The sequence below is a fragment of the Hyphomicrobium sp. genome (assembly GCF_051860585.1).
In the GTDB taxonomy this organism is placed as follows: Bacteria; Pseudomonadota; Alphaproteobacteria; order Rhizobiales; family Hyphomicrobiaceae; genus Hyphomicrobium_C.
In genome coordinates this window covers 66,033-83,783 of record NZ_JBHYDS010000001.1, presented here as the reverse complement: position 1 = coordinate 83,783, position 17,751 = coordinate 66,033, and the positions used below count along the sequence as shown (strand labels likewise).

Annotated in this window: 17 protein-coding genes and 1 tRNA gene; 10 read left to right on the top strand and 8 right to left on the bottom strand. The window is 64.2% G+C overall.

What is annotated here, in order from left to right:
- Positions 1-205 precede the first annotated feature (205 nt).
- Entirely contained in the window at positions 206-673 is a 468-nt protein-coding gene (locus tag ACTIFK_RS00360; RefSeq protein WP_439541051.1) for an Hsp20 family protein, read from the bottom strand.
- Between the two features lie 270 nt (positions 674-943).
- On the opposite strand from ACTIFK_RS00360, the gene ACTIFK_RS00355 reads away from it, so the two are divergent.
- The gene (locus tag ACTIFK_RS00355; RefSeq protein ID WP_439541050.1) at positions 944-1,555 is read left to right on the top strand and encodes a hypothetical protein; all 612 of its coding nucleotides are present in this window, start codon (positions 944-946) and stop codon (positions 1,553-1,555) included.
- Positions 1,556-1,694: 139 nt separating this feature from the next.
- The gene (locus ACTIFK_RS00350; RefSeq protein WP_439541049.1) at positions 1,695-2,654 is read left to right on the top strand and encodes an alpha/beta fold hydrolase; all 960 of its coding nucleotides are present in this window, start codon (positions 1,695-1,697) and stop codon (positions 2,652-2,654) included.
- Between the two features lie 42 nt (positions 2,655-2,696).
- On the opposite strand, the gene hisN is transcribed toward ACTIFK_RS00350, so the two are convergent.
- A complete protein-coding gene (gene hisN, locus ACTIFK_RS00345) occupies positions 2,697-3,503 on the bottom strand; it encodes a histidinol-phosphatase (protein ID WP_439541048.1) in 807 nt (268 codons plus the stop codon).
- Positions 3,504-4,356: 853 nt separating this feature from the next.
- Positions 4,357-5,256, bottom strand: coding sequence for an N-formylglutamate amidohydrolase (locus ACTIFK_RS00340; protein ID WP_439541047.1), 900 nt, complete (start codon positions 5,254-5,256; stop codon positions 4,357-4,359).
- A gap of 331 nt (positions 5,257-5,587) precedes the next feature.
- Here ACTIFK_RS00340 and cpdR point away from each other — a divergent pair, with 331 nt between their 5' ends.
- From cpdR to ACTIFK_RS00320, 4 genes are all read left to right on the top strand, one after another.
- Positions 5,588-5,974, top strand: a complete 387-nt coding sequence (cpdR, locus tag ACTIFK_RS00335) for a cell cycle two-component system response regulator CpdR (protein ID WP_439541046.1) — start codon at positions 5,588-5,590, stop codon at positions 5,972-5,974.
- 125 nt (positions 5,975-6,099) lie between these two features.
- A tRNA-Val gene (locus ACTIFK_RS00330) sits at positions 6,100-6,174 on the top strand.
- 33 nt (positions 6,175-6,207) lie between these two features.
- On the top strand, positions 6,208-6,333 hold the full coding sequence (ykgO, locus tag ACTIFK_RS00325; RefSeq protein WP_439541045.1) for a type B 50S ribosomal protein L36: 126 nt from the start codon (positions 6,208-6,210) through the stop codon (positions 6,331-6,333).
- Positions 6,334-6,519: 186 nt separating this feature from the next.
- Positions 6,520-7,266 (top strand): tetratricopeptide repeat protein, encoded by a 747-nt coding sequence (locus ACTIFK_RS00320; protein WP_439541044.1) that lies wholly within the window; start codon positions 6,520-6,522, stop codon positions 7,264-7,266.
- 432 nt (positions 7,267-7,698) lie between these two features.
- On the opposite strand, the gene pyk is transcribed toward ACTIFK_RS00320, so the two are convergent.
- Entirely contained in the window at positions 7,699-9,207 is a 1,509-nt protein-coding gene (gene pyk, locus ACTIFK_RS00315; RefSeq protein ID WP_439541043.1) for a pyruvate kinase, read from the bottom strand.
- A complete protein-coding gene (locus ACTIFK_RS00310; protein ID WP_439541042.1) occupies positions 9,204-9,638 on the bottom strand; it encodes a DUF1036 domain-containing protein in 435 nt (144 codons plus the stop codon). The genes pyk and ACTIFK_RS00310 overlap by 4 nt, the downstream gene beginning before the upstream one ends.
- Before the next feature lie 262 nt (positions 9,639-9,900).
- On the opposite strand from ACTIFK_RS00310, the gene ACTIFK_RS00305 reads away from it, so the two are divergent.
- The 3 genes from ACTIFK_RS00305 (at position 9,901) to ACTIFK_RS00295 (ending at position 11,982) form a co-directional block, all read left to right on the top strand.
- On the top strand, positions 9,901-10,233 hold the full coding sequence (locus tag ACTIFK_RS00305) for a DUF1244 domain-containing protein (protein ID WP_439541041.1): 333 nt from the start codon (positions 9,901-9,903) through the stop codon (positions 10,231-10,233).
- A 147-nt stretch (positions 10,234-10,380) separates the two neighbouring features.
- Positions 10,381-10,683: a DUF2312 domain-containing protein gene (locus ACTIFK_RS00300; protein ID WP_439541040.1), complete on the top strand. Its 303-nt coding sequence runs from the start codon at positions 10,381-10,383 to the stop codon at positions 10,681-10,683.
- A gap of 345 nt (positions 10,684-11,028) precedes the next feature.
- Entirely contained in the window at positions 11,029-11,982 is a 954-nt protein-coding gene (locus ACTIFK_RS00295; protein ID WP_439541039.1) for a LysR substrate-binding domain-containing protein, read from the top strand.
- Here the strand turns inward: ACTIFK_RS00295 and ACTIFK_RS00290 are convergent.
- The 3 genes from ACTIFK_RS00290 to ACTIFK_RS00280 all read right to left on the bottom strand — a co-directional run bounded on the left by ACTIFK_RS00290 (position 11,969) and on the right by ACTIFK_RS00280 (position 17,572).
- Positions 11,969-13,633, bottom strand: coding sequence for a DUF882 domain-containing protein (locus tag ACTIFK_RS00290; RefSeq protein WP_439541038.1), 1,665 nt, complete (start codon positions 13,631-13,633; stop codon positions 11,969-11,971). The genes ACTIFK_RS00295 and ACTIFK_RS00290 overlap by 14 nt on opposite strands.
- Before the next feature lie 191 nt (positions 13,634-13,824).
- Positions 13,825-15,885 carry a L,D-transpeptidase family protein gene (locus ACTIFK_RS00285; RefSeq protein WP_439541037.1) on the bottom strand — a complete coding sequence of 687 codons (2,061 nt, stop codon included), beginning with the start codon at positions 15,883-15,885 and terminating at the stop codon, positions 13,825-13,827.
- Between the two features lie 181 nt (positions 15,886-16,066).
- Complete coding sequence (locus ACTIFK_RS00280; RefSeq protein WP_439541036.1) at positions 16,067-17,572, bottom strand: sigma-54-dependent transcriptional regulator; 1,506 nt, start codon at positions 17,570-17,572, stop codon at positions 16,067-16,069.
- On the opposite strand from ACTIFK_RS00280, the gene ACTIFK_RS00275 reads away from it, so the two are divergent.
- Positions 17,571-17,693: a hypothetical protein gene (locus ACTIFK_RS00275; RefSeq protein WP_439541035.1), complete on the top strand. Its 123-nt coding sequence runs from the start codon at positions 17,571-17,573 to the stop codon at positions 17,691-17,693. The genes ACTIFK_RS00280 and ACTIFK_RS00275 overlap by 2 nt on opposite strands.
- Positions 17,694-17,751 lie beyond the last annotated feature (58 nt).

Here is a 17,751-nt window from a genome sequence, read left to right as displayed (position 1 = left end):
CTCGCTCTCCTCAGCGTAGCTGGCAAGGAGCGCGCATAAAGGACAGCAATGCTGACCTTTCAGGTCAATGTTGCAGATTTTACCCTGCAACACAAGTGCGATTAGAAGGTCTGAAAGCGATCGCGCGGCGTCCGTGCCATTGCCCAAAAGAATGGCGGCGGCATCGCTGCCGCCGCCCCTCGGAGAGATTGTGAGGTGGGAGGGGTTAGCCTTGCGCCTCGATCTGCTTCGGCGCATCGCTGCCGGTGCTGACGGCGATTGGAATCGACCGCGGCCGCATGCGCTCGGGAAGGTTGCGCACGAGATCCACGTTCAGAAGTCCATCCTTGAGCACAGCGCCTTTCACTTCGACATGGTCGGCAAGCTGGAAGCGCCGCTCGAAGCTGCGCGCGGCGATGCCGCGATGCAGATAGCGCCGCTCGTTGTCAGCCGCCTCGGCCGATTTCTCGCCGCGGACCGTGAGCGTGCTTTCCTTGACGTCGACCTTGATTTCGTCGGTCGCAAAGCCGGCCACCGCCATGGTGATCCGGTACTCGTTCTCGCCCAAGCGCTCGATGTTGTACGGCGGGTAAGCCACATCAGCGTCCGCGCCTGCGACGCTGTCGAACAGCTGGGCAAGGCGGTCGAAACCGACGGTCGAACGGTAGAGGGGCGTGAGATCGAAATGTCGCATGACAAAAGTCCTCCATGAGAAGCGACTGATTGGGACCCGGCCGATTGGCCCGGGCCTCTGGTTTTGCGCACCCGCTTCGGGCGTGCGCAGTCCTTGATTTAGGTGGCGTCGCATCGCCTTCAAGGGGTAGCGGCCCTTTTGGCGAAAGTGGGCAAAGGTCTGGGACCGCAGCAGGATTACGGCCCCCTTCATGCGCCATTCATGTTGCGAGGTGGATCCTGGAGCGCTCTGCAGCGTTAGCGGTGTTCGGGTCCACGAGGGAGATCTCCTATGAGAGCGTCATCGTCTCTGGCAGCGATTGCCTTGTCGGTTTTCACGTTCACGGGCGCGCCGGTCTTGTCGGCGGCGGCCCACGCTGCGGATCTCGATGGCGAGGCTTATGTCGAGCCCCCGTACGACGACGGCGGATACGCCGGCGAGACGGCTGGTCCGGAAGGTTATGGCGGTCCGGAAGGTTATGACGACCCGCGAGGTTACGGCGATCCGCGGGGCTATGACGCCCCCAGAGCCTATAATGCTCCGAGGCAGTACGGCGCAGTGGAGCCCCCGCGCGGATCGATCAAGGATGGCTATCCCGTGCCGATGCCGCCGCCGCGCTACAGCGAAGAGCGGACCTATCAGCGCGTCGAACGGATTGAACGGCGGCCTGTCGGACATGGCGGCTGCCTTGCGCGCTGGGAAATCCGCCGCAGCCTGAACCGCGACGGCTGGTCCGGCATTCGCCCCATGGGCGGCGATGGCCCGGTCGTGCACATGCTGGCGCGGCGCTTCGATTCAAGCAGCGATTTCCATCTCCGCGTCGATCGCTGTTCGGGTGAGGTGCTTGCCGCGCGGCCGCAAGTCCTGCGCAGCTTCGCCTATGGCGAACGGCCGTGGCGGTGAGCGGGAATTAGGGCGGTCGTAGCCGGCTGCGCTGCGTTCCATTTGCAAAAAATCCGGCGTCCAAATCGCGCGCGTCGCTGGCCAGCGTACCAGCCCTCTATGCTATCCTTCCCGCAGGGTGATTTGCGGGGTCTGACCTATGAAGCTGGTTGCACTGGCCAAAAATCCGGTTCCCGGAGGTGCCGTCCCGGGCGAGTTGATCGCGCCCGATGGCACACGGCTGAGGTTCGTGCGTTGGGAAGCAACCCGCGGTCCCCGGCGCGGAACGGTCTGCCTCTTCGGCGGCCGCGGCGAATTCGCGGAAAAATACTTCGAAGTGGTCGCCGACCTTCGCCGCCGCGGCTTTGCCGTCGCGACCATGGATTGGCGCGGCCAGGGCGGCTCGTCGCGCCCTCTGCCCAATCCTCTTAAGGGCCACGTCACAAGCTTCAGTGAGTTCGACGGCGATCTCCTGCTGTTCATGAAAGAGATCGTGCTGCCTGATTGCCCGCCGCCGTTCATCGCGCTCGGCCATTCGATGGGCGCCAACATCCTGCTTCGCAACGCGGCCCGCCCCGGCTCCTGGTTCGAGCGCATGATCCTCTGCGCGCCTATGATTGAATTTGCCGAGGAGAAGGTCGGCTTTCCCCAATCTGTCGCGCGCACCTATGCCGAAGCGGGCTGTTTGCTGGGCTTCAGCCGCAGCTACGTGAAGGGCGGCTCCGATCGGGTCGTCGAGCGGGGCCCGTTTGAAGGCAATGAGCTGACGAGCGACCGCGAGCGCTGGTACCGCAACAAGGCGGTGCTCGACACCGATCCGTCCCTCTCGCTCGGCTCGCCCACGATTGGCTGGCTGCGCGCCGCGTACCGCTCGATGGCTCTTGTCTCGTCGGAAGGCTTCGCGGCCTCCGTCAAAGTGCCGATGATGGTGTTCGTTGCCGGCAAGGATCAGATCGTCTCGTCGCGGGCCGTCGAGGATTTCGCCGTCGGCCTCAAGGTCGGCACGCATGTGCTGTTGCCGGCCGCGCAGCACGAGATCCTTCAGGAAGCCGATGCCATCCGGCTCCGGTTCTGGGCGGCGTTCGACGCCTATATGGGGCTCGACGAAGCCGCGGCTTGAGCCGGTGGAGGCGTGGGACACCTTCGCGTTTTCGTCGGCCCGCTAGCGATTGAGCAGTTTGAGCGCGCGATCGTGCAGCGCCGGATCGCCCGAGGCCAGGATCCGCCCGCCGTCCGTCGCCGGCCGTCCGTCCCAGGTCGTCACGCGCCCGCCCGCACGCTCCACGATCGGGATCAGGGCGACGATGTCGTAATTCTTCAGACCGGACTCGACGACGAGATCGACGAAGCCCGCGGCCAGCAGGCAGTAGGCGTAGCAGTCGCCGCCGTAGCGCGTCATGCGCGCCTCCCGCTTGACGCGCATAAAGCCGTCCATCTCGGTGCCGGCCGCGAACAGGTCCGGGCTGGTCGTCATGAGAAGCGAGTCGGACAGGCGAGGACATGCCCGGGTGCGGATGCGGCGCGGCTTAGCGGTGCCCACTCCAAGATAGGCGGCCGTCCGGTCGGACCAATAGCGCTCGGCGGTGAAGGGCTGGTCCATCAGGCCCAGCACCGGCTCGCCTTCGTGGAGGAGCCCGATCAGCGTGCCCCACAGCGGCGACCCCGTGATGAACGACCGCGTGCCGTCGATTGGATCGACAACCCATTGGTAGGGCGCGTCCTGCCGCTCCCGGCCGTATTCCTCGCCGACGAGGCCGTGCTCGGGCGCGCGCGCTCGAATCATCTTCGCGATGGCGCGCTCGGCGGCGCGATCGGCCTTCGTAACCGGATCGAACGCCTGCGCCCCCGCCTTGTTGGCGACGTCGAGCGGCTTGCGGAACTGAGGCAGGATGACGGCTCGGGAACGGTCGGCCAAGTCATGGGCCAGCGCGAGGAGAGACTTGAACTGCGAATGGGTAGGCAAAGTCACAATGGATATCCGTCACTTAAGTTGATGGCGGCGTTACTGGGTTACACCCGCAAACAAACAACACTTGAATTACTCTCTTTGAGAGTAAAACAAACGGATGAATTTTACTGTGTTGCGAGGCCGCACCACGCCCACTGTAATAGTCACCACGATTGATGGGTTAAGTTGCTGCCTTTCGCGAACAGGAGCATATAAAAACTGCAGCTTCGAAGCACACTTCTTCGCATCTGCAGCCCTTTACGGGCGTTTCCTCCCTAGACTTGGGCCGTTCGCTCGTTCGAACGGTCCTCTTTTTGAGCACTTGCCGTCGAAAGACGCGGGCTCCCCGCAAAACCTTAGAAATCTGCCCCTCGCCCTAGTAATGGCAGCTCTGCAGTTTTTGCACTTTCCTTTCATCCCGGCGGAACAGATATATTGCATTGCGACATCGTTGAGCTAGCGCTCGCGTGTCGTAGCCCTCCTTGGGCGTTTCCTCCCTAGACTTGGGCCGTCCAGCTTCTGGACGGCCTTTTTTTTGCGCTTCGGGTGCGACCGAATAACCAAGTGAAATAATTAGATAATTCGACGTCGTTCCTTCGGCGGTCTGATCTCTTCGGCCGCCGGGGTAGGTGTTGCAGATGGATCGCGGCCAACGCGTCGCGGCAATCTATTCCTACCTGCGGGCTTGCGCTTTGACGCGCTGCAGCATAACTTTGTCCCTGTGAGATCGAGCACCGGCGTCGCCGCTGCTTTGTGATCACAGCCCTCCTTGGGCGTTTCCTCCCTAGACTTGGGCCGTCCATTGGACGGCCCCTTTTTTTTGTGCGGGGCAGCTTTCTGCGGCGCGTCGCATGATAACGGCACAGCGCGCGGACTATTCCGCAGCGGCTGCCCGGTCGAGCGCCGGGCCGAATGCCGAGAACAGCAATCCCGCGATGCGCGTGAGATCCCGCTGCAGGCGGCCGAACCCGGGCGACCGCACGAATGTCATCTCGTTGAGATAGCGCGCGCGGTTGATTTCGATCTGCACGGCCTGCACGCCCCGGTACGGGCGGCCATAGTGTTCCGTGATGTAACCGCCGGCATAGGGCCGGTTGAGCTGCACGTCGTAGCCTTCCCCCACGATCGTATCCCTGAGAAAGCGTGTCAGCCGCGGATCGCACGCCGCGCCGAACCGGTCGCCGATCACGAAATCCGGCCGCGGCGCGCTCGACTGCGCCATCTGCGCCGACGGCATCGAATGGCAGTCGACCAGGATGGCGTGCCCGAACTTGGCGCGCGTCGCTTCGATCAGGGATTCGAGCGCGGTGTGGAACGGGAAGTACAACTGCTCGATGCGCGCGAGCGCTTCATCGACGGTCAGCCGGGAGTGGTAGATCTCCTCGCCGTCGGCAACGATGCGCGCGATGGTGCCGAGCCCGCCGATGACACGCACCGACTGGCAATTCGCATAGTCGGGCAGCGGATCGGCAAACAGCTCCGGATCGAGTTCGTACGGTTCGCGGTTGACGTCCAGATAAGCCCGCGGGAAACGCGCCGAGATCATCGGCACGCCAAGCTCGGCCGCGCCTTGGAACAGCTCATCGACGAAGCAATCCTCGGATTTGCGCAGTGTCAGCGGATCGAGCCGCGACTGGGCGAGAAAAGCGCGCGTGTAGTTGCGTCCCGAATGCGGAGAGCAGAGCACGAACGGCGCGATCTGCGTCTCGGGCGTGAAGATCGTAAACGGCGGCTCCAGCGGATCGCTGGCCGATGAAAACGTCTGCGCGGTCATTCGCTCCTGCTCTTCACGGGCACCTCGTCGATGCGTGCCGTTTGCAAACACCGGGTCTGTAAATCCGGCGTCGCCGTAGCGGCAGTGTGCCAACCTCGGTCGATGCTGTCCACGCCGCGCCGGACTTTTCGCGCGCGGGCCGTGGAAAAATCGTCTAGACTGTCGCCTTCGCCATCCTGGCCCGCCTTTTGCTCAGCTATCGAGGGTGCAGGGATGCGAGTCGAATTTCGGGGCATGGTGTTCTGACTTCACGCTCCGTTTACCAAACTGGCGTCAGATTCACGTGTTCCATCGCCCACCTCAGTAAGTAGACATTTCGAGTAAGAAATCCATGACAGCAAAGCCCTCAAGCCTCCCCAAGTGCCGGATCCTGCTTGCTGAGGATGATGACTCGATGCGCGGGTTTCTGGAGCGCGCCCTTGCCAAGGCCGGTTACGAGGTCACCTCGTTCGCCAACGGCGAAGAAGCCCATGAGCGCCTGCTGCAGGAACCTTTCACGCTTCTTCTTACCGATATCGTCATGCCGCGCATGGACGGCATCGAACTCGCCCGCCGCGCCTCCGAGATCGATCCTGAACTGAAGATCATGTTCATCACGGGCTTTGCGGCCGTGATCCTGAACAATGAATCGTCCGCCCCTAAAGAGGCGAGGGTGCTTTCGAAGCCCTTCCACCTCAAGGATCTCGTACGCGAGGTCGAGCGCCTGCTGGCGGCTTAAGCTCCTCCGCCAAGCGACGTTTTTCCGGCCCTGCGGCGCCGTTGCAGATTGTTGGTTTCCGCGCTTGCCTCGCCCCGGCATTGCCAGTATAGGAGGCGCTGCCGAATGACATTCTTGGCTCGGATGGGCACTTAGCTCAGCGGTAGAGCACTACCTTGACATGGTAGGGGTCACAGGTTCGATCCCTGTAGTGCCCACCATCCGCCCGCCTTGCCCTCAAATGGTTGAGAACAATGAAGGTAAGAAACTCGCTTAAGTCTCTTCGCGCGCGTCATCGCGACAACCGTCTCGTGCGCCGCAAGGGTCGTGTCTATATCATCAACAAGACGCACCGCCGCTTCAAGGCCCGCCAGGGCTAAGAGGTTCGGGCCGGTGCGGGCGCATCTTCGCCCGCTGCAGTCTTCTTGAAATCGATTTCTCCGCCCGGCGCCCTCGGTGCTCGGGCGGTTTTGCTTGTCTTGGCGGCTGTGCTGAAGCCCTTTGACGTTTCCGTTGGCACTTCCTATCTTTGGGGCATGAAACCAAGCCTCCTCGGACGTCCTGCGATGACCGCCGCGCGAAGCGCCGTGGTCGCGATGCTGATCCTTCCGGCCGTCGTTTGGGGCCATGCTGCCCTGGCCCAGGCTCCGCCTCCTACCACGGCCCCGCCTGGCCATGCTGTTCCTCTGCCCTACGCAGCGCCCGAGGCGATCGAGCCTGGCGCGCCGGTCCCACCGCGTGCGCCCTCTAATCGCGCCCTTCCTGATCGTCTGCAGTCCGGCCCGCAGGGGCCGATAGGCCCAGCTCCGGGACCGACCGCACAAGAAAACCCCGCCAAGCTGCTCGAAGAGCTCTATGCGCGCCTGGCGACGGCCCCTGACGAAGCGACGGGCACGCAAATCGCCTCGGCAATCGAGCAGCTCTGGCAGCACTCCGGCAGCCCGACGGCCGACCTGCTGACCGCGCGCGCGGCCGCCGCGATGGAAGCGAACAAGCGCGACCTGGCGATGCAACTGCTGAATGCCGCCGTCGAACAGCAGCCCGACTATGCCGAAGCCTGGAACCGGCGCGCCTACCTGTTCTACCTCGATGAAGACTACAAGCGCTCGCTCGGCGACCTGCGCCGCGTCCTGGCCCTCGAGCCGCATCACTTCAAGGCCCTCGAAGGGCTCGCGAACATCCTGCAGCACCTTGGCGAGAAGAAAGCCGCGCTCGAAGCCTACGATGCCCTGCTCAAGGTTCACCCGCAGGTCCAGGGCGGCAAGAAGGCCCGCGACGACCTCAAGGTCGAGGTCGAAGGCCAAGGCATCTGATCCCCCTCTCCCTTCACCCGCAGGTGCAGGGGCGGCAAGACGGCCCGCGACGATCGCAAGGTCTGATCCCCCTCTCCCATTCTTCATGGGGAGAGGGTTGGGGTGAGGAGCAGCGACGGATCGCAGCGCATGTGGCTGCCCCCCGCGTCATGGCGAAGCCCTTCGCGGGGACCGCTCTCTCTCTCGACGTCGCGCAAGCTGATGCTGGCGTGGGTCCCGGCCTTCGCCGGGATGACGTTAGTGGTGAGGGAGCCGCCCGCCTCCTTGTGACGTCATCCCGACGCAGGTCGGGACCCACGCAAGTTTCCGCGAATGCTACGTCGGCAGGATGTCCAATGATTGTCGACACATGCGCGTCCTCTATCGGTCTGCGAGGCGCACAAACCCCCTCTCCCCGCCAGCGGGGAGAGGGGGTTCTCTTGCGAGGGAATCTTAGGACGCGATCTTGGGAAGGGTGCGCCGTTCCACCGGCACCTTGCCGCCGGTCGGAATGTAATCGGGGCTGTGACCGTCCGGCAGGCCGTGCTCATCCACGAACGCAAGCCGGATCATGTTGGTCGCGCCCGGCGACCCGAGCGGCACGCCGCACGTAATCACCACGCCTTCGCCCGGCTTCACGAATCCGCCCTCGTAGGCGATCGACGTCGCCTTGCGCACCATGTGCGCGAGATCTTCGGGGTCGCTGGTCAGCACCGTTTCGATGCCCCACACCAGCGACAGGCGTTGCGCCGTGCGCGCAATGGGCGTGAGCCCGATGACCGGCAGGTTCGGACGCTCGCGTGCAACGCGCAGCGCGGTCGAGCCGGTCGCCGTGTAGCAGAGAATGGCCGCGACCTTGAGCGTGCTGGAGATGGCGTGCGCGGCCGCCGCGATCGCGTCGGCGCCGGTCGGCATCTTCGGCACTTCGATGGCATGCACGTAAGCGTCGTAGCTCGGGTCGGTCTCGACCGAGCGCGCGATGCGGTTCATCATTTCGATCGTCTCGACGGGATACTGCCCGACCGCGGATTCGCCCGACAGCATGATGGCGTCGGCGCCGTCGAACACCGCCGTTGCCACGTCGGACACTTCGGCCCGCGTCGGCATCGGCGACGTCGTCATGCTTTCGAGCATCTGCGTCGCGACCACGATCGGCTTGCCCGCGCCGCGCGCCTTGCGCGTGATCTGCTTCTGCAGGCCCGGCACGCGCTCGACGGGCATTTCGACGCCGAGGTCGCCACGCGCGACCATGAAGCCGTCACCGGCGGCGATGATGTCGTCGATTTCGTCGATGGCCGAAGGCTTCTCGATCTTGGCGAGCACCGCGGCCCGCCCGTCGATGATCTTCTTCGCCTCGATGATGTCTTCCGCGCGCTGCACGAACGACAGCGCGATCCAGTCCGCACCGAGCTTGAGCGAGGTGTCGAGATCGGCGCGGTCCTTCTCGGTGAGCGAGCTGATCGGCAGCACCGTATCGGGCATGCTGATGCCCTTGCGGTTCGACAGGATGCCGCCGGTGACGACCTCGGCCACCACGCCGGCGCCGTTGACCTCGATCACGCGCATGCGCAGCTTGCCGTCGTCGATCAGCAGCATGTGCCCCGGCTCGACAGACTCGAAAATGGCTGCGTGCGGGAGGCTGACGCGCTGCGACGTGCCGGGCGTGCCGGACTGGTCGAACTTGAAGATCTCGCCGGGCTGCACGAGCGCGCGCCCGTCGACGAATTCGCCGAGACGGAATTTCGGCCCCTGCAGGTCGCAGAGAACGCCGATGGAGCAGCGATGCTTGGCCGCGACATCGCGCACCTGGCGCACGAGGCCATGCGCCGTGTCGGCGCTGGTGTGGCTCATGTTGACGCGAAATACGTCCGCGCCAGCGATGAAAAGTTTTTCGAGCATGCCGGGCGCGGACGACGCGGGCCCTAGCGTCGCAACAATCTTGACCCGCCGATGACGTCTCATTGCCCGTTCGCCTCTTTATTGTCGGGATCGGTGAGGCGCACCGTCCACTCTTGTGCCTCTCCGGTGTCGACTTCAAAAAAACCCGTGCGCTTATAACCGCGCTTCGGGCAATCTTGAACACCCCGGATTGCAAATGATTTATCGGCCGAGCACATGAAGTTCGAACCGGCCCATTCCCCGCCGCGATCGTAATCGACGGCGTGTATGTAGATAAACCTACTTGGCAAGGCACCTTTCAAGATCGTTTCGCATGCCTGCGACGCGATGTTCCACCATCCCTCCGTCGCCCAACCATCCGCATCTTGATAGCCGATCGCCACACCGACTCGGCTCTGCGAGGCGTTGCAGAATTTGAGGTCGGCCAGGGCGGGGTGCGGCAGCGCCAGAAGCAGGGCGGTCGCGAGGAGAGCAATGGAGACGTTCCGTATCATGCCGTCACGGGTTTGAGGAGTGCGTACCCCCACGCGTCCGAATCTCGGAGGTCCGAGACTTTGGCAACGAAAGCGGGCGTCTTTTGGGTTTACGCCATAAGGCGTCGCAGAGTGCGCCATTGAAGGCCGGGATACGACTTTGCGCAACCCCCCGCCGGGTGTAACGCCTAAAAGTAACAGAGACGCAGGCGGGCGAGATGCTGATGCGACTTGACACCCTGCCAACTCGTCGCAGCCTAGACGATCACAAATGGAGGCGAAAATGCCGGAACAGACCCAATCGCATGACCCAGCCCTGACGCTGGAGCTGGAAGCGGCCGCCTTCCGCCGGCTGGTGGCCCACCTGCGCGAGCGCACGGATGTCCAGAATATCGACCTCATGAATCTGGCGGGCTTCTGCCGCAACTGCCTGTCGCTCTGGTACCAGGAGGCTGCCGCCGAACGCGGCGTGACGCTCTCCAAGAACCAGTCGCGCGAGATCGTTTACGGCATGCCGTATGCAGAATGGCAGCAGCGCTACCAGACGGAAGCCTCGCCCGAGGCGCGGACCCGCTTCGACGCCAGCGTGCCGCATGAGGCAACGGACAAGCGCTAACGGCGCCGTGGCGGATCCATCCACAGGATTAAGCTCTGGATGACGCTACACCCTGCCTTGCTGGGGTCCATGGCCGGCACTAGCTTCCACCCCATGCGCGGCCCGCCATGGCGGATCGCGGAGGGACTGGACCAGTTGGGGGTACGCATGACCACGCTTCAAGCATCGGCGCAGAAACAGCTTCGCCAAATGATTGAAAGCATCGAACGCCTGGAAGAAGAGAAGAAGGCGCTCGCGAGCGACATCCGCGATAAGTATCTGGAAGCGAAAGGTATTGGCTTCGACGTCAAGATCCTGCGCCAGATCGTGCGGCTGCGGAAGAAGAGCCAGACCGAGCGCCAGGAAGAAGAAGGCCTGCTCGAGGTCTACATGCATGCCCTCGGCATGCTGGACGGACCGATGTCGTCGGACGCGGAAGCGGCCGCCGATCGGATGATCGCGGCAGAGTAATATCGAGACGAAATCTCGAGACGACGTAAACGCGAGACAGAGGGTTGCGAGGGGGGCGCCGGTCGGTGCCCGCCCGTTTCCCGGTTGGCCCGTTTCCCGGTTGGCCCGTTTCCCGGTTGGGCTGCGCGGACCGAACGGTCCGATCACTCATGAAAAACGTCTCGGGCCGGTTCGGCGCACGGCCCGAGACGCTAACGGACGAGAGAAAGCCGGAGCTTTTCCTGCCGTATCCGGGAAGTTGATGCGTGAGCGATAACGATCACGATCGTTTGTTCGCTGCGAACATAGACCGCAGGCTATATCAGAGCTAATCGTTATTTGTTTCTTCTCTGATCAGGCGGCCTTATGACTTCCGTGACCCTCAAGCAGCTGCGCTACTTCGATGCGCTCGCCCGCGAACTGCACTTCGGCCGCGCGGCCGATGCCTGCTCCGTCACGCAACCCGCGCTCTCCATGCAGATTCACGAGCTTGAGCAGAACCTCGGACTGATTCTTGTCGAGCGCACGCGTTCCGGCGTGCAGCTCACCGCCAAGGGAGCGGAAATCGCGGCCCGCTGCGCGCGCGTCCTCGGCGACGTTCGCGACCTCGTCGCCTACGCCCAGCACGCCAACCGGTTGCTGGCCGGCACGCTCCGCCTCGGCGTCATTCCCTCCGTCGCGCCTTACATGCTGCCGCCGTTGCTGCCGTTGCTGCGCGACGCGTATCCCGATCTCGAACTCCACGTGCGCGAAACGCAGACGCAGATTCTCACCGACGAATTGCTCGAGGGAAAGCTCGACGTCCTGCTGCTCGCGCTTCCCCTCAAGCATCAGGACCTCACCAACCTGCCGCTGTTCGAAGACAAGTTCCTGCTCGCCGCTCCCAAGGAGCGCAAGCTCTCGGGTCGTGTTCGCGCCACCAAGGAACTGATCGAGCACGAGCGCCTGCTGCTGCTGGAGGAAGGCCACTGCCTGCGCGACCAGGCGTTGACCTATTGCAGCCTTCAGCAGGTGGATGCGGTCAACACGTTCGGCGCGTCGAGCCTCGCCACCATCGTCGAAATGGTGTCGGCAGGCTTCGGCATTACGCTTCTTCCGGAGCTGTCGATTGGCGTCGAAGAGCGCGGTCGCGACATCACGCTGGTGCGCTTTGTCGATCCGGAGCCCTCGCGCACGATCGGACTCGTCTGGCGCTCGACATCGCCGCAGAAGGGCGATTTCGAGGAGCTGGGACGGCTCGTCGCCAAGGCGTGGAACGAGGGCGCATTGGCCGCCGTACGATCCGGCGCGCGAGGCAAGAAATCGCTCAGCGCGTCTTGACGGAGCGCGACACGAGCTGGCGGGCCGAGACGTTCGGATCCGAAGGCGCTGCTGCGAGAGAGTCCAGATAGACCGGGTCGCCGCGGAACTCTTGTGCCCACGCCATGGCGGTCTGCTGATGCCCTGCGCCGAGCCGCATCGGCAGCGCGACACCTTCATCGTCGATCATGGCGATCGCCATGTCGGGGTCGGGGCGAACCAGCGTCTGCAACGCGGGATCGTCGAATGAAGGCGTCTCCGTCAGCAGCGGTGCCAGCGCAAACGGCCGGTACGACAGCTCTTCCGGGTGGTCTTCGTCATATTCGGGAGCGGCGACCCAGCCGCTGCGCCAATCCGTCGAACCCTCGCCGAAGGGATGCGCCTCGGCGGCCGCGATACCGGCCGCGGCCGGGCGCGGATCGGCGGCGTCACCGGTCACGGGCTTTTTCGGGAACGGAAGGTCGGGCGTCATCGACGCCGTCATCGCGTTGCGGATCGGGGCGTTGCGGATTGGTGTCGAACCGGTGACGAGCGGAGCCGGCGCTTTCCGAGCCGTTGGCGCGACAGGGGATGCAGCCGGCGGCGGCGGGCTTTGCGCTTCGGGTTCGAGCGAGGCGAGCGTCACCAGCATGTCGAGACGCGAGCGGTCGGCGTCAGGCAGCTTCCGCACGAATTTCGAAGGCTTGTCGACCGGAGCGGGCGCCGCAAGCAATTTCGGCGGCGCGGCCTGGGCCTGTGTCTCCACGGCCGGATTGAGAGCGACCCGCGTCACCTTCGCCGGAGCCGACGGCGGTGGCAGCGCGGCGACCGAAACGGCGGTCTTCTCGGGTGCGATGTCGGCAGGTGTCGGCTGCGGCCCACCGACGGCCATGCGCTGGTGCGGCTGTGGCGGTCGGACGGCCGGAGTGGGCATCGGCGGTTGCGGAAGCGAGGCGACGACCAGAGGCTTGGTAACGGTCGGCGCGGCTTCGGCAACCAGCACCGGCTGCGCGGCCTTCGGATTGTTGTGAAGATCCATGAACTGCGCGACTTCTTGCACGATATCTTTGCGGCGCTCGCGGGCGGCACGTGCCGCGGCCGGGCTCACGCTTCCGTGCTTCGAACCATTCGGGAAGAGGATAGCGAGTTCGTCCGGCAGCATGCGCGGCCAGTGGCGCACGCGCGACGTATCCACATGGACGAACGGGATGCCGGACGTCGGGTAATAGCCGACGCCGCCGCGCTCGCGGATCATCGCCGAATAGCGCATGCGCTTGATCGGCACGTCGGGGAATGAGAGGTCGATCGCCTTGCCGGTCATGTGCTGGCTCTGGCTCGCCTGGCCGCCGCGGGTCCGGCGCAGCATCTCGTTGGTCGAAGGCGATCGGTAGCCGCAGATGATATTGACGGGCTGCTGCGAGCCGAGCTCGCGATGCATTTCCCAGATGATGTCGACGGTGTTCGGATCCATCGGCGTCGACTTGCCGACGCGCCAGTCCCGCATGATCCAGTTGATCTTTTCGAGAGCATCGGGAACGAAGCGGCCGTCCTTCTTGTAGAGGACGGTCAGCGTCTCTTTGGTGTGGATGTGATAGAAAGAGATGGTGCGGTCGTCGCGCGCCTGCGCCGCCGCCACCTGCGCGATCAAGGCCAGCGTGGCCGTCGCGGCAGCGGATACAAGCCGGCAGGTCATGGCTCCCGCCTTTACGCTCAAACGACATCCCCCATCGAGAAGACCAAGGTTAAGAATTACGCCCCGTTGCTTAACGGTTGGTAACCTTGGAATGCGCGATCAAGAGGGCCTGTAGGCGGCGTAATAAGGGCAAACGCGTCACGGCCCGGCGACTTGGGCCATCAGGGTTAACAAACCCTTTCCACGAAGGATCAAAAGCCGCCGAACAGGTTGTTCATGAAGGTCTCGAGCGGGTTTCCGCCCGTGTAGCGCGCTTGCGTGTACTTGACCGGCGCCAGATGATCTTCCCCGCGCGCAATTTCATCGAAGCGGCCTGCGAGAGCCTGCATGACGCGCTCTTCGTGCCCGTAGACGTCGGGATAACGCGCCACGTCGCCGTTATCGCCGATCACCTCGGTGAAATAGACGAGATGCACCGGCAGCTTCTTTTCGAGCGGGATCGGGTTTTCGACCGGAGACCCGGAAACGAGCGCCTTGACCTGATCCGCCGTCCATCCCTTGTCCGCTTCGAGCACGAGTTCGGCCAGCCGCTCGGGATTGCGAACGCGCACGCAGCCGTGGCTGAACGGACGGCTGGGGCGTTCGAACAGCGCCTTGGTCGGCGTGTCGTGCATGTAGACGATATGCTTGTTGTGGAACGTGAACTTGAACAGGCCGAGCACGTTGGATGGCCCCGGCGGCTGCTGCACGTCGAACGACCTGATGTCTGCCGAACCCCAATCGATATTGTAGGGATCGACAGGCTTGCCGTTGCGCGTCATGCGCAGCCCTTGCTTTTCGAAATACGTGCCGCCGCGCGCGAGGCTCGGATAGAGCTCCTTCACCTTGATCGAGTCCGGCACGTTCCAGCGCGGATGCGCCGTCACCAAGTCCATATCCGCGCTGAACGTCGGTGTCTGCTTGTCGACGAGACCGGTGATGACGCGTTCTTCGTGGACCAATTTGCCGTCGCGCACGAACTGATACGTGAATGCGGGCAGGTTGACCCAGACGTGCGTCGCTCCGAGATCCTGCGGGATCCAGCGCCACATCTCCATGTTGGCGCGCACCTTGTCCGGGCTCGGCACGTCGATGGCGTTCAGGGCCGCGCGCGTGCCATTGCCGACCGCGCCGTCGGGCGAAAGTCCCTTCTCGGTTTGGAAGTTTCGCACCGCGTCCGCGAGCGCGTCGTCGAAAAGCGTGTCTGCGGGCGCGTCTCCCGTTGCGGCGGGGGCGGGAACCTTCAGTCGCTGCCTCAGAAGGGCGACGTGCGCATGCCGTTGGCCGGGCGAGAGCACAGGGCCCTTGGGAATAATGACGATGTCTTCGGCTTCGGCCGCGTGCAGCAGCGTGAGATAACGCTGACGCAGCTTCTCGAATTGAGGATGCTGCGGGTGGAGGCCGCGCAGCGTCGCGTCCGGCGTCGTCGATGAGGCAAGCTGGTCGAGCACGACTTTCGGATCGAGCAATTGCGGCGCCCGGTCGATGTACGACGAAAGCTGCACCGCCGGGTTTGCGATCCTCCCGCCCCGCGCGTGGCGCGCATATGTGAGCGCCGCGAGGGAGAGCTTCAGTTCGGCGTCGGCCAAGCCGTCCTCAGACGGCGTCGCGGCGGTATCGGGCAACGAGAACGCAGAGGCATCGAGCCCCCAGTCTCCAGCCTTTTTGATTTCGCCGATGGCGAGCACGGCGCGATCGTTGAGGGCTCCGTCGGCAATCCACAACGGAGCGTCCGAACGCGCGAGATAGAACGCCTTGAGGGCCGCGCCGTCGCCGAGTTCGGCTTCGGAGGCTTGGGCGGCACGTGCTTCGATCTTGGCGCGGACGAGCGCGCCGAGTTGGGGCTTGGCCGGTGGCGTCGGGGCGGCTTCCGTCGCGGGAGGCGCGGCAGCCGGAGGTGCAACAGGCTCGGCTGTTGTGGCGGGCGCTGGAGCGACCGGCGAAGCGGCGGGAGGCGCGACCGGCGTTGCGGGAGTAGCGGCCTGCGTGGCAGCGGGCTGAATCGGCGGCGGCGCGGTCGGGGTTGCTCCTGCCGCGGGCGAGGGCGCGGCGGCGGCGGCGGGCGAAATCGGAACAGGAGCGGCCGCGGCCGGTGCCTGGACGGCAGGTGTTTGAACGGCGGGTGTCTCAATCGGCGGTGTTTGAGCGGCCGGCGCGGCGGGGCTTTGCACGCTCGGCGGGGGCGCCGCGGGATCGGCTCCCGCGAGGCTTGGCATCGACGCCGCAGCCAGCACCAGCGCCAACGGGCGCACAACAAAACAACCGTGACGCATGACACGCCCCCCAATGCGATCGTCCACGAAAAGTCGCGGCACGCTAGCCGAGGCCAGCCGCATTGAGAAGATCTCGAACGTCCAAGCCCATGGCAGATGGGGACTTTGGCGCGAGACTGTTGTGGAATTGTGATGCGCCGGCGGTATTCCGCCGGCGCACAAAGTAAACGATCTGGAGTTTTTAGTTTACGCGCGGCTCCAGGCCGTACTCCTGCATCTTGCGGTAGAGCGTCGAACGGCCGATTTTGAGCCGTTTCGCCACTTCCGTCATGTGTCCGCGATAACGGCCGAGCGCCAGGCGGATCATGTCAGCCTCGATATCCTCGAGCGCGCGGATTTCGCCGCTCTCGGTCACGGCCGCAATGCCGAGCGCCGAGGAGCCGCCCGAGGCGCGCACTTCGAGCGTCTGCGGAATGGTGTCTTCGGCTCCCAGCAGCGCCGGGCCGGTGTAGGCCGCGGGCTTCTGAAGCGTCGTCGGCGCGGCCGGAATCTCGGCCTCGAAGCCGTCGACCTGGCTCGCGATCTGCGGGAATTCGTCGACTGTCAGTTCGGTCCGGTCGGCGAGCACCACGGCACGGAAGATTGCGTTTTCGAGCTGGCGCACGTTACCCGGCCAATCGTAGGCCATCATCATGCGCATCGCGGCTTCCGAGAACCCCGAGATGCGCTTGCCTTCCTCGGCGCCGAAGCGTGCGAGGAAATGCTGGGCCAGTTCCGGCACGTCTTCACGGCGCTCGCGCAGCGGCGGCACCCAGACGGGGAACACGTTGAGACGGTAATAGAGATCCTCGCGGAAGCGGCCGTCCTTCACGAGCTGGATCATGTCGCGGTTGGTCGCCGAGATGAGGCGGAAATTGACCTTCACCGGCTTCTTTGCGCCGACCGGATCGATCTCGCCCTCTTGCAGCGCACGCAGCAGCTTCACCTGCGCGTCGAGCGGCAGCTCGCCGACCTCGTCGAGGAACAGCGTGCCGCCGTCCGCTTCCTGGAACTTGCCGACGCGGCGGTCGACTGCACCCGTGAACGCTCCCTTTTCGTGTCCGAACAGGGTGCTTTCGACGAGATTTTCCGGAATGGCGCCACAGTTGACGGTGACGAACGGCCGGCCTGCGCGCTCGCTTTCGCCCTGGATGGCGCGCGCGATCAGCTCCTTGCCGACGCCGCTTTCGCCTTCGATCAAGACGGGGATGTTGGAAGTTGCGGCGCGCTTGCCGAGCGCGATCACGCGCTGCATGCCGTCACCGCGAATGATGAGGTCGTCGAAGGTCAGCGTGCCTTCGGACTTCTTCTTGATGCGCGTGATCTCGTCCGACAGCGCCTCGATCTTCATGGCGCTCTTCATCGAGACTTCCAGGCGCTCGGGCGAGGCGGGCTTGATGACGAAGTCTACCGCGCCGAGCCGGATCGCGCCGATGGCGGCATCGACGGAGCCGTTCGCCGTCAGCACGATGATCGGGGGCGAGGCGTGACCCTTGAAGTGCTCGAGCACGGCCATGCCGCCGATGCCGGGCATCACGAGATCGAGCAGCACAAGGGAGATGGAGTTTCGCTCGGCGCCTTCGAGCATCTCGATTGCTTGCTCACCGGAGTTGGTGGAGCGCGTTTCGAAACCGAACCGTTTGACGGTCTCTTCGAGAATGCGGCGCTGGGCAGGATCGTCATCGACGATAAGGACACGCTTGACCATGAAACACTCGTTACACAACACGAACTGGAACACTGCCCGCTGGAACTCGCGCGCCTTCGAACACTGGGGCGCACAGCAACCGGCAACTCAACTCGGCTTCGAGATTGCCCCACAACAGTAAACAAGCTCTTTCGGATAAGCTCACCTTGAACCTTTTTTGACGCCCTGTGGCGCGGCAA

Coding starts and splice junctions, on each gene's coding strand:
- cpdR (WP_439541046.1), top strand. CDS start 5,588: ATGACAGCAAAGCCCTCAAGCCTCCCCAAGTGCCGGATCCTGCTTGCT.
- ACTIFK_RS00340 (WP_439541047.1), bottom strand. CDS start 5,256: ATGACCGCGCAGACGTTTTCATCGGCCAGCGATCCGCTGGAGCCGCCG.
- ykgO (WP_439541045.1), top strand. CDS start 6,208: ATGAAGGTAAGAAACTCGCTTAAGTCTCTTCGCGCGCGTCATCGCGAC.
- ACTIFK_RS00350 (WP_439541049.1), top strand. CDS start 1,695: ATGAAGCTGGTTGCACTGGCCAAAAATCCGGTTCCCGGAGGTGCCGTC.
- ACTIFK_RS00280 (WP_439541036.1), bottom strand. CDS start 17,572: ATGGTCAAGCGTGTCCTTATCGTCGATGACGATCCTGCCCAGCGCCGC.
- ACTIFK_RS00275 (WP_439541035.1), top strand. CDS start 17,571: ATGAAACACTCGTTACACAACACGAACTGGAACACTGCCCGCTGGAAC.
- ACTIFK_RS00360 (WP_439541051.1), bottom strand. CDS start 673: ATGCGACATTTCGATCTCACGCCCCTCTACCGTTCGACCGTCGGTTTC.
- ACTIFK_RS00355 (WP_439541050.1), top strand. CDS start 944: ATGAGAGCGTCATCGTCTCTGGCAGCGATTGCCTTGTCGGTTTTCACG.
- ACTIFK_RS00310 (WP_439541042.1), bottom strand. CDS start 9,638: ATGATACGGAACGTCTCCATTGCTCTCCTCGCGACCGCCCTGCTTCTG.
- ACTIFK_RS00300 (WP_439541040.1), top strand. CDS start 10,381: ATGACCACGCTTCAAGCATCGGCGCAGAAACAGCTTCGCCAAATGATT.
- ACTIFK_RS00290 (WP_439541038.1), bottom strand. CDS start 13,633: ATGACCTGCCGGCTTGTATCCGCTGCCGCGACGGCCACGCTGGCCTTG.
- ACTIFK_RS00285 (WP_439541037.1), bottom strand. CDS start 15,885: ATGCGTCACGGTTGTTTTGTTGTGCGCCCGTTGGCGCTGGTGCTGGCT.
- ACTIFK_RS00320 (WP_439541044.1), top strand. CDS start 6,520: ATGACCGCCGCGCGAAGCGCCGTGGTCGCGATGCTGATCCTTCCGGCC.
- ACTIFK_RS00305 (WP_439541041.1), top strand. CDS start 9,901: ATGCCGGAACAGACCCAATCGCATGACCCAGCCCTGACGCTGGAGCTG.
- ACTIFK_RS00295 (WP_439541039.1), top strand. CDS start 11,029: ATGACTTCCGTGACCCTCAAGCAGCTGCGCTACTTCGATGCGCTCGCC.
- pyk (WP_439541043.1), bottom strand. CDS start 9,207: ATGAGACGTCATCGGCGGGTCAAGATTGTTGCGACGCTAGGGCCCGCG.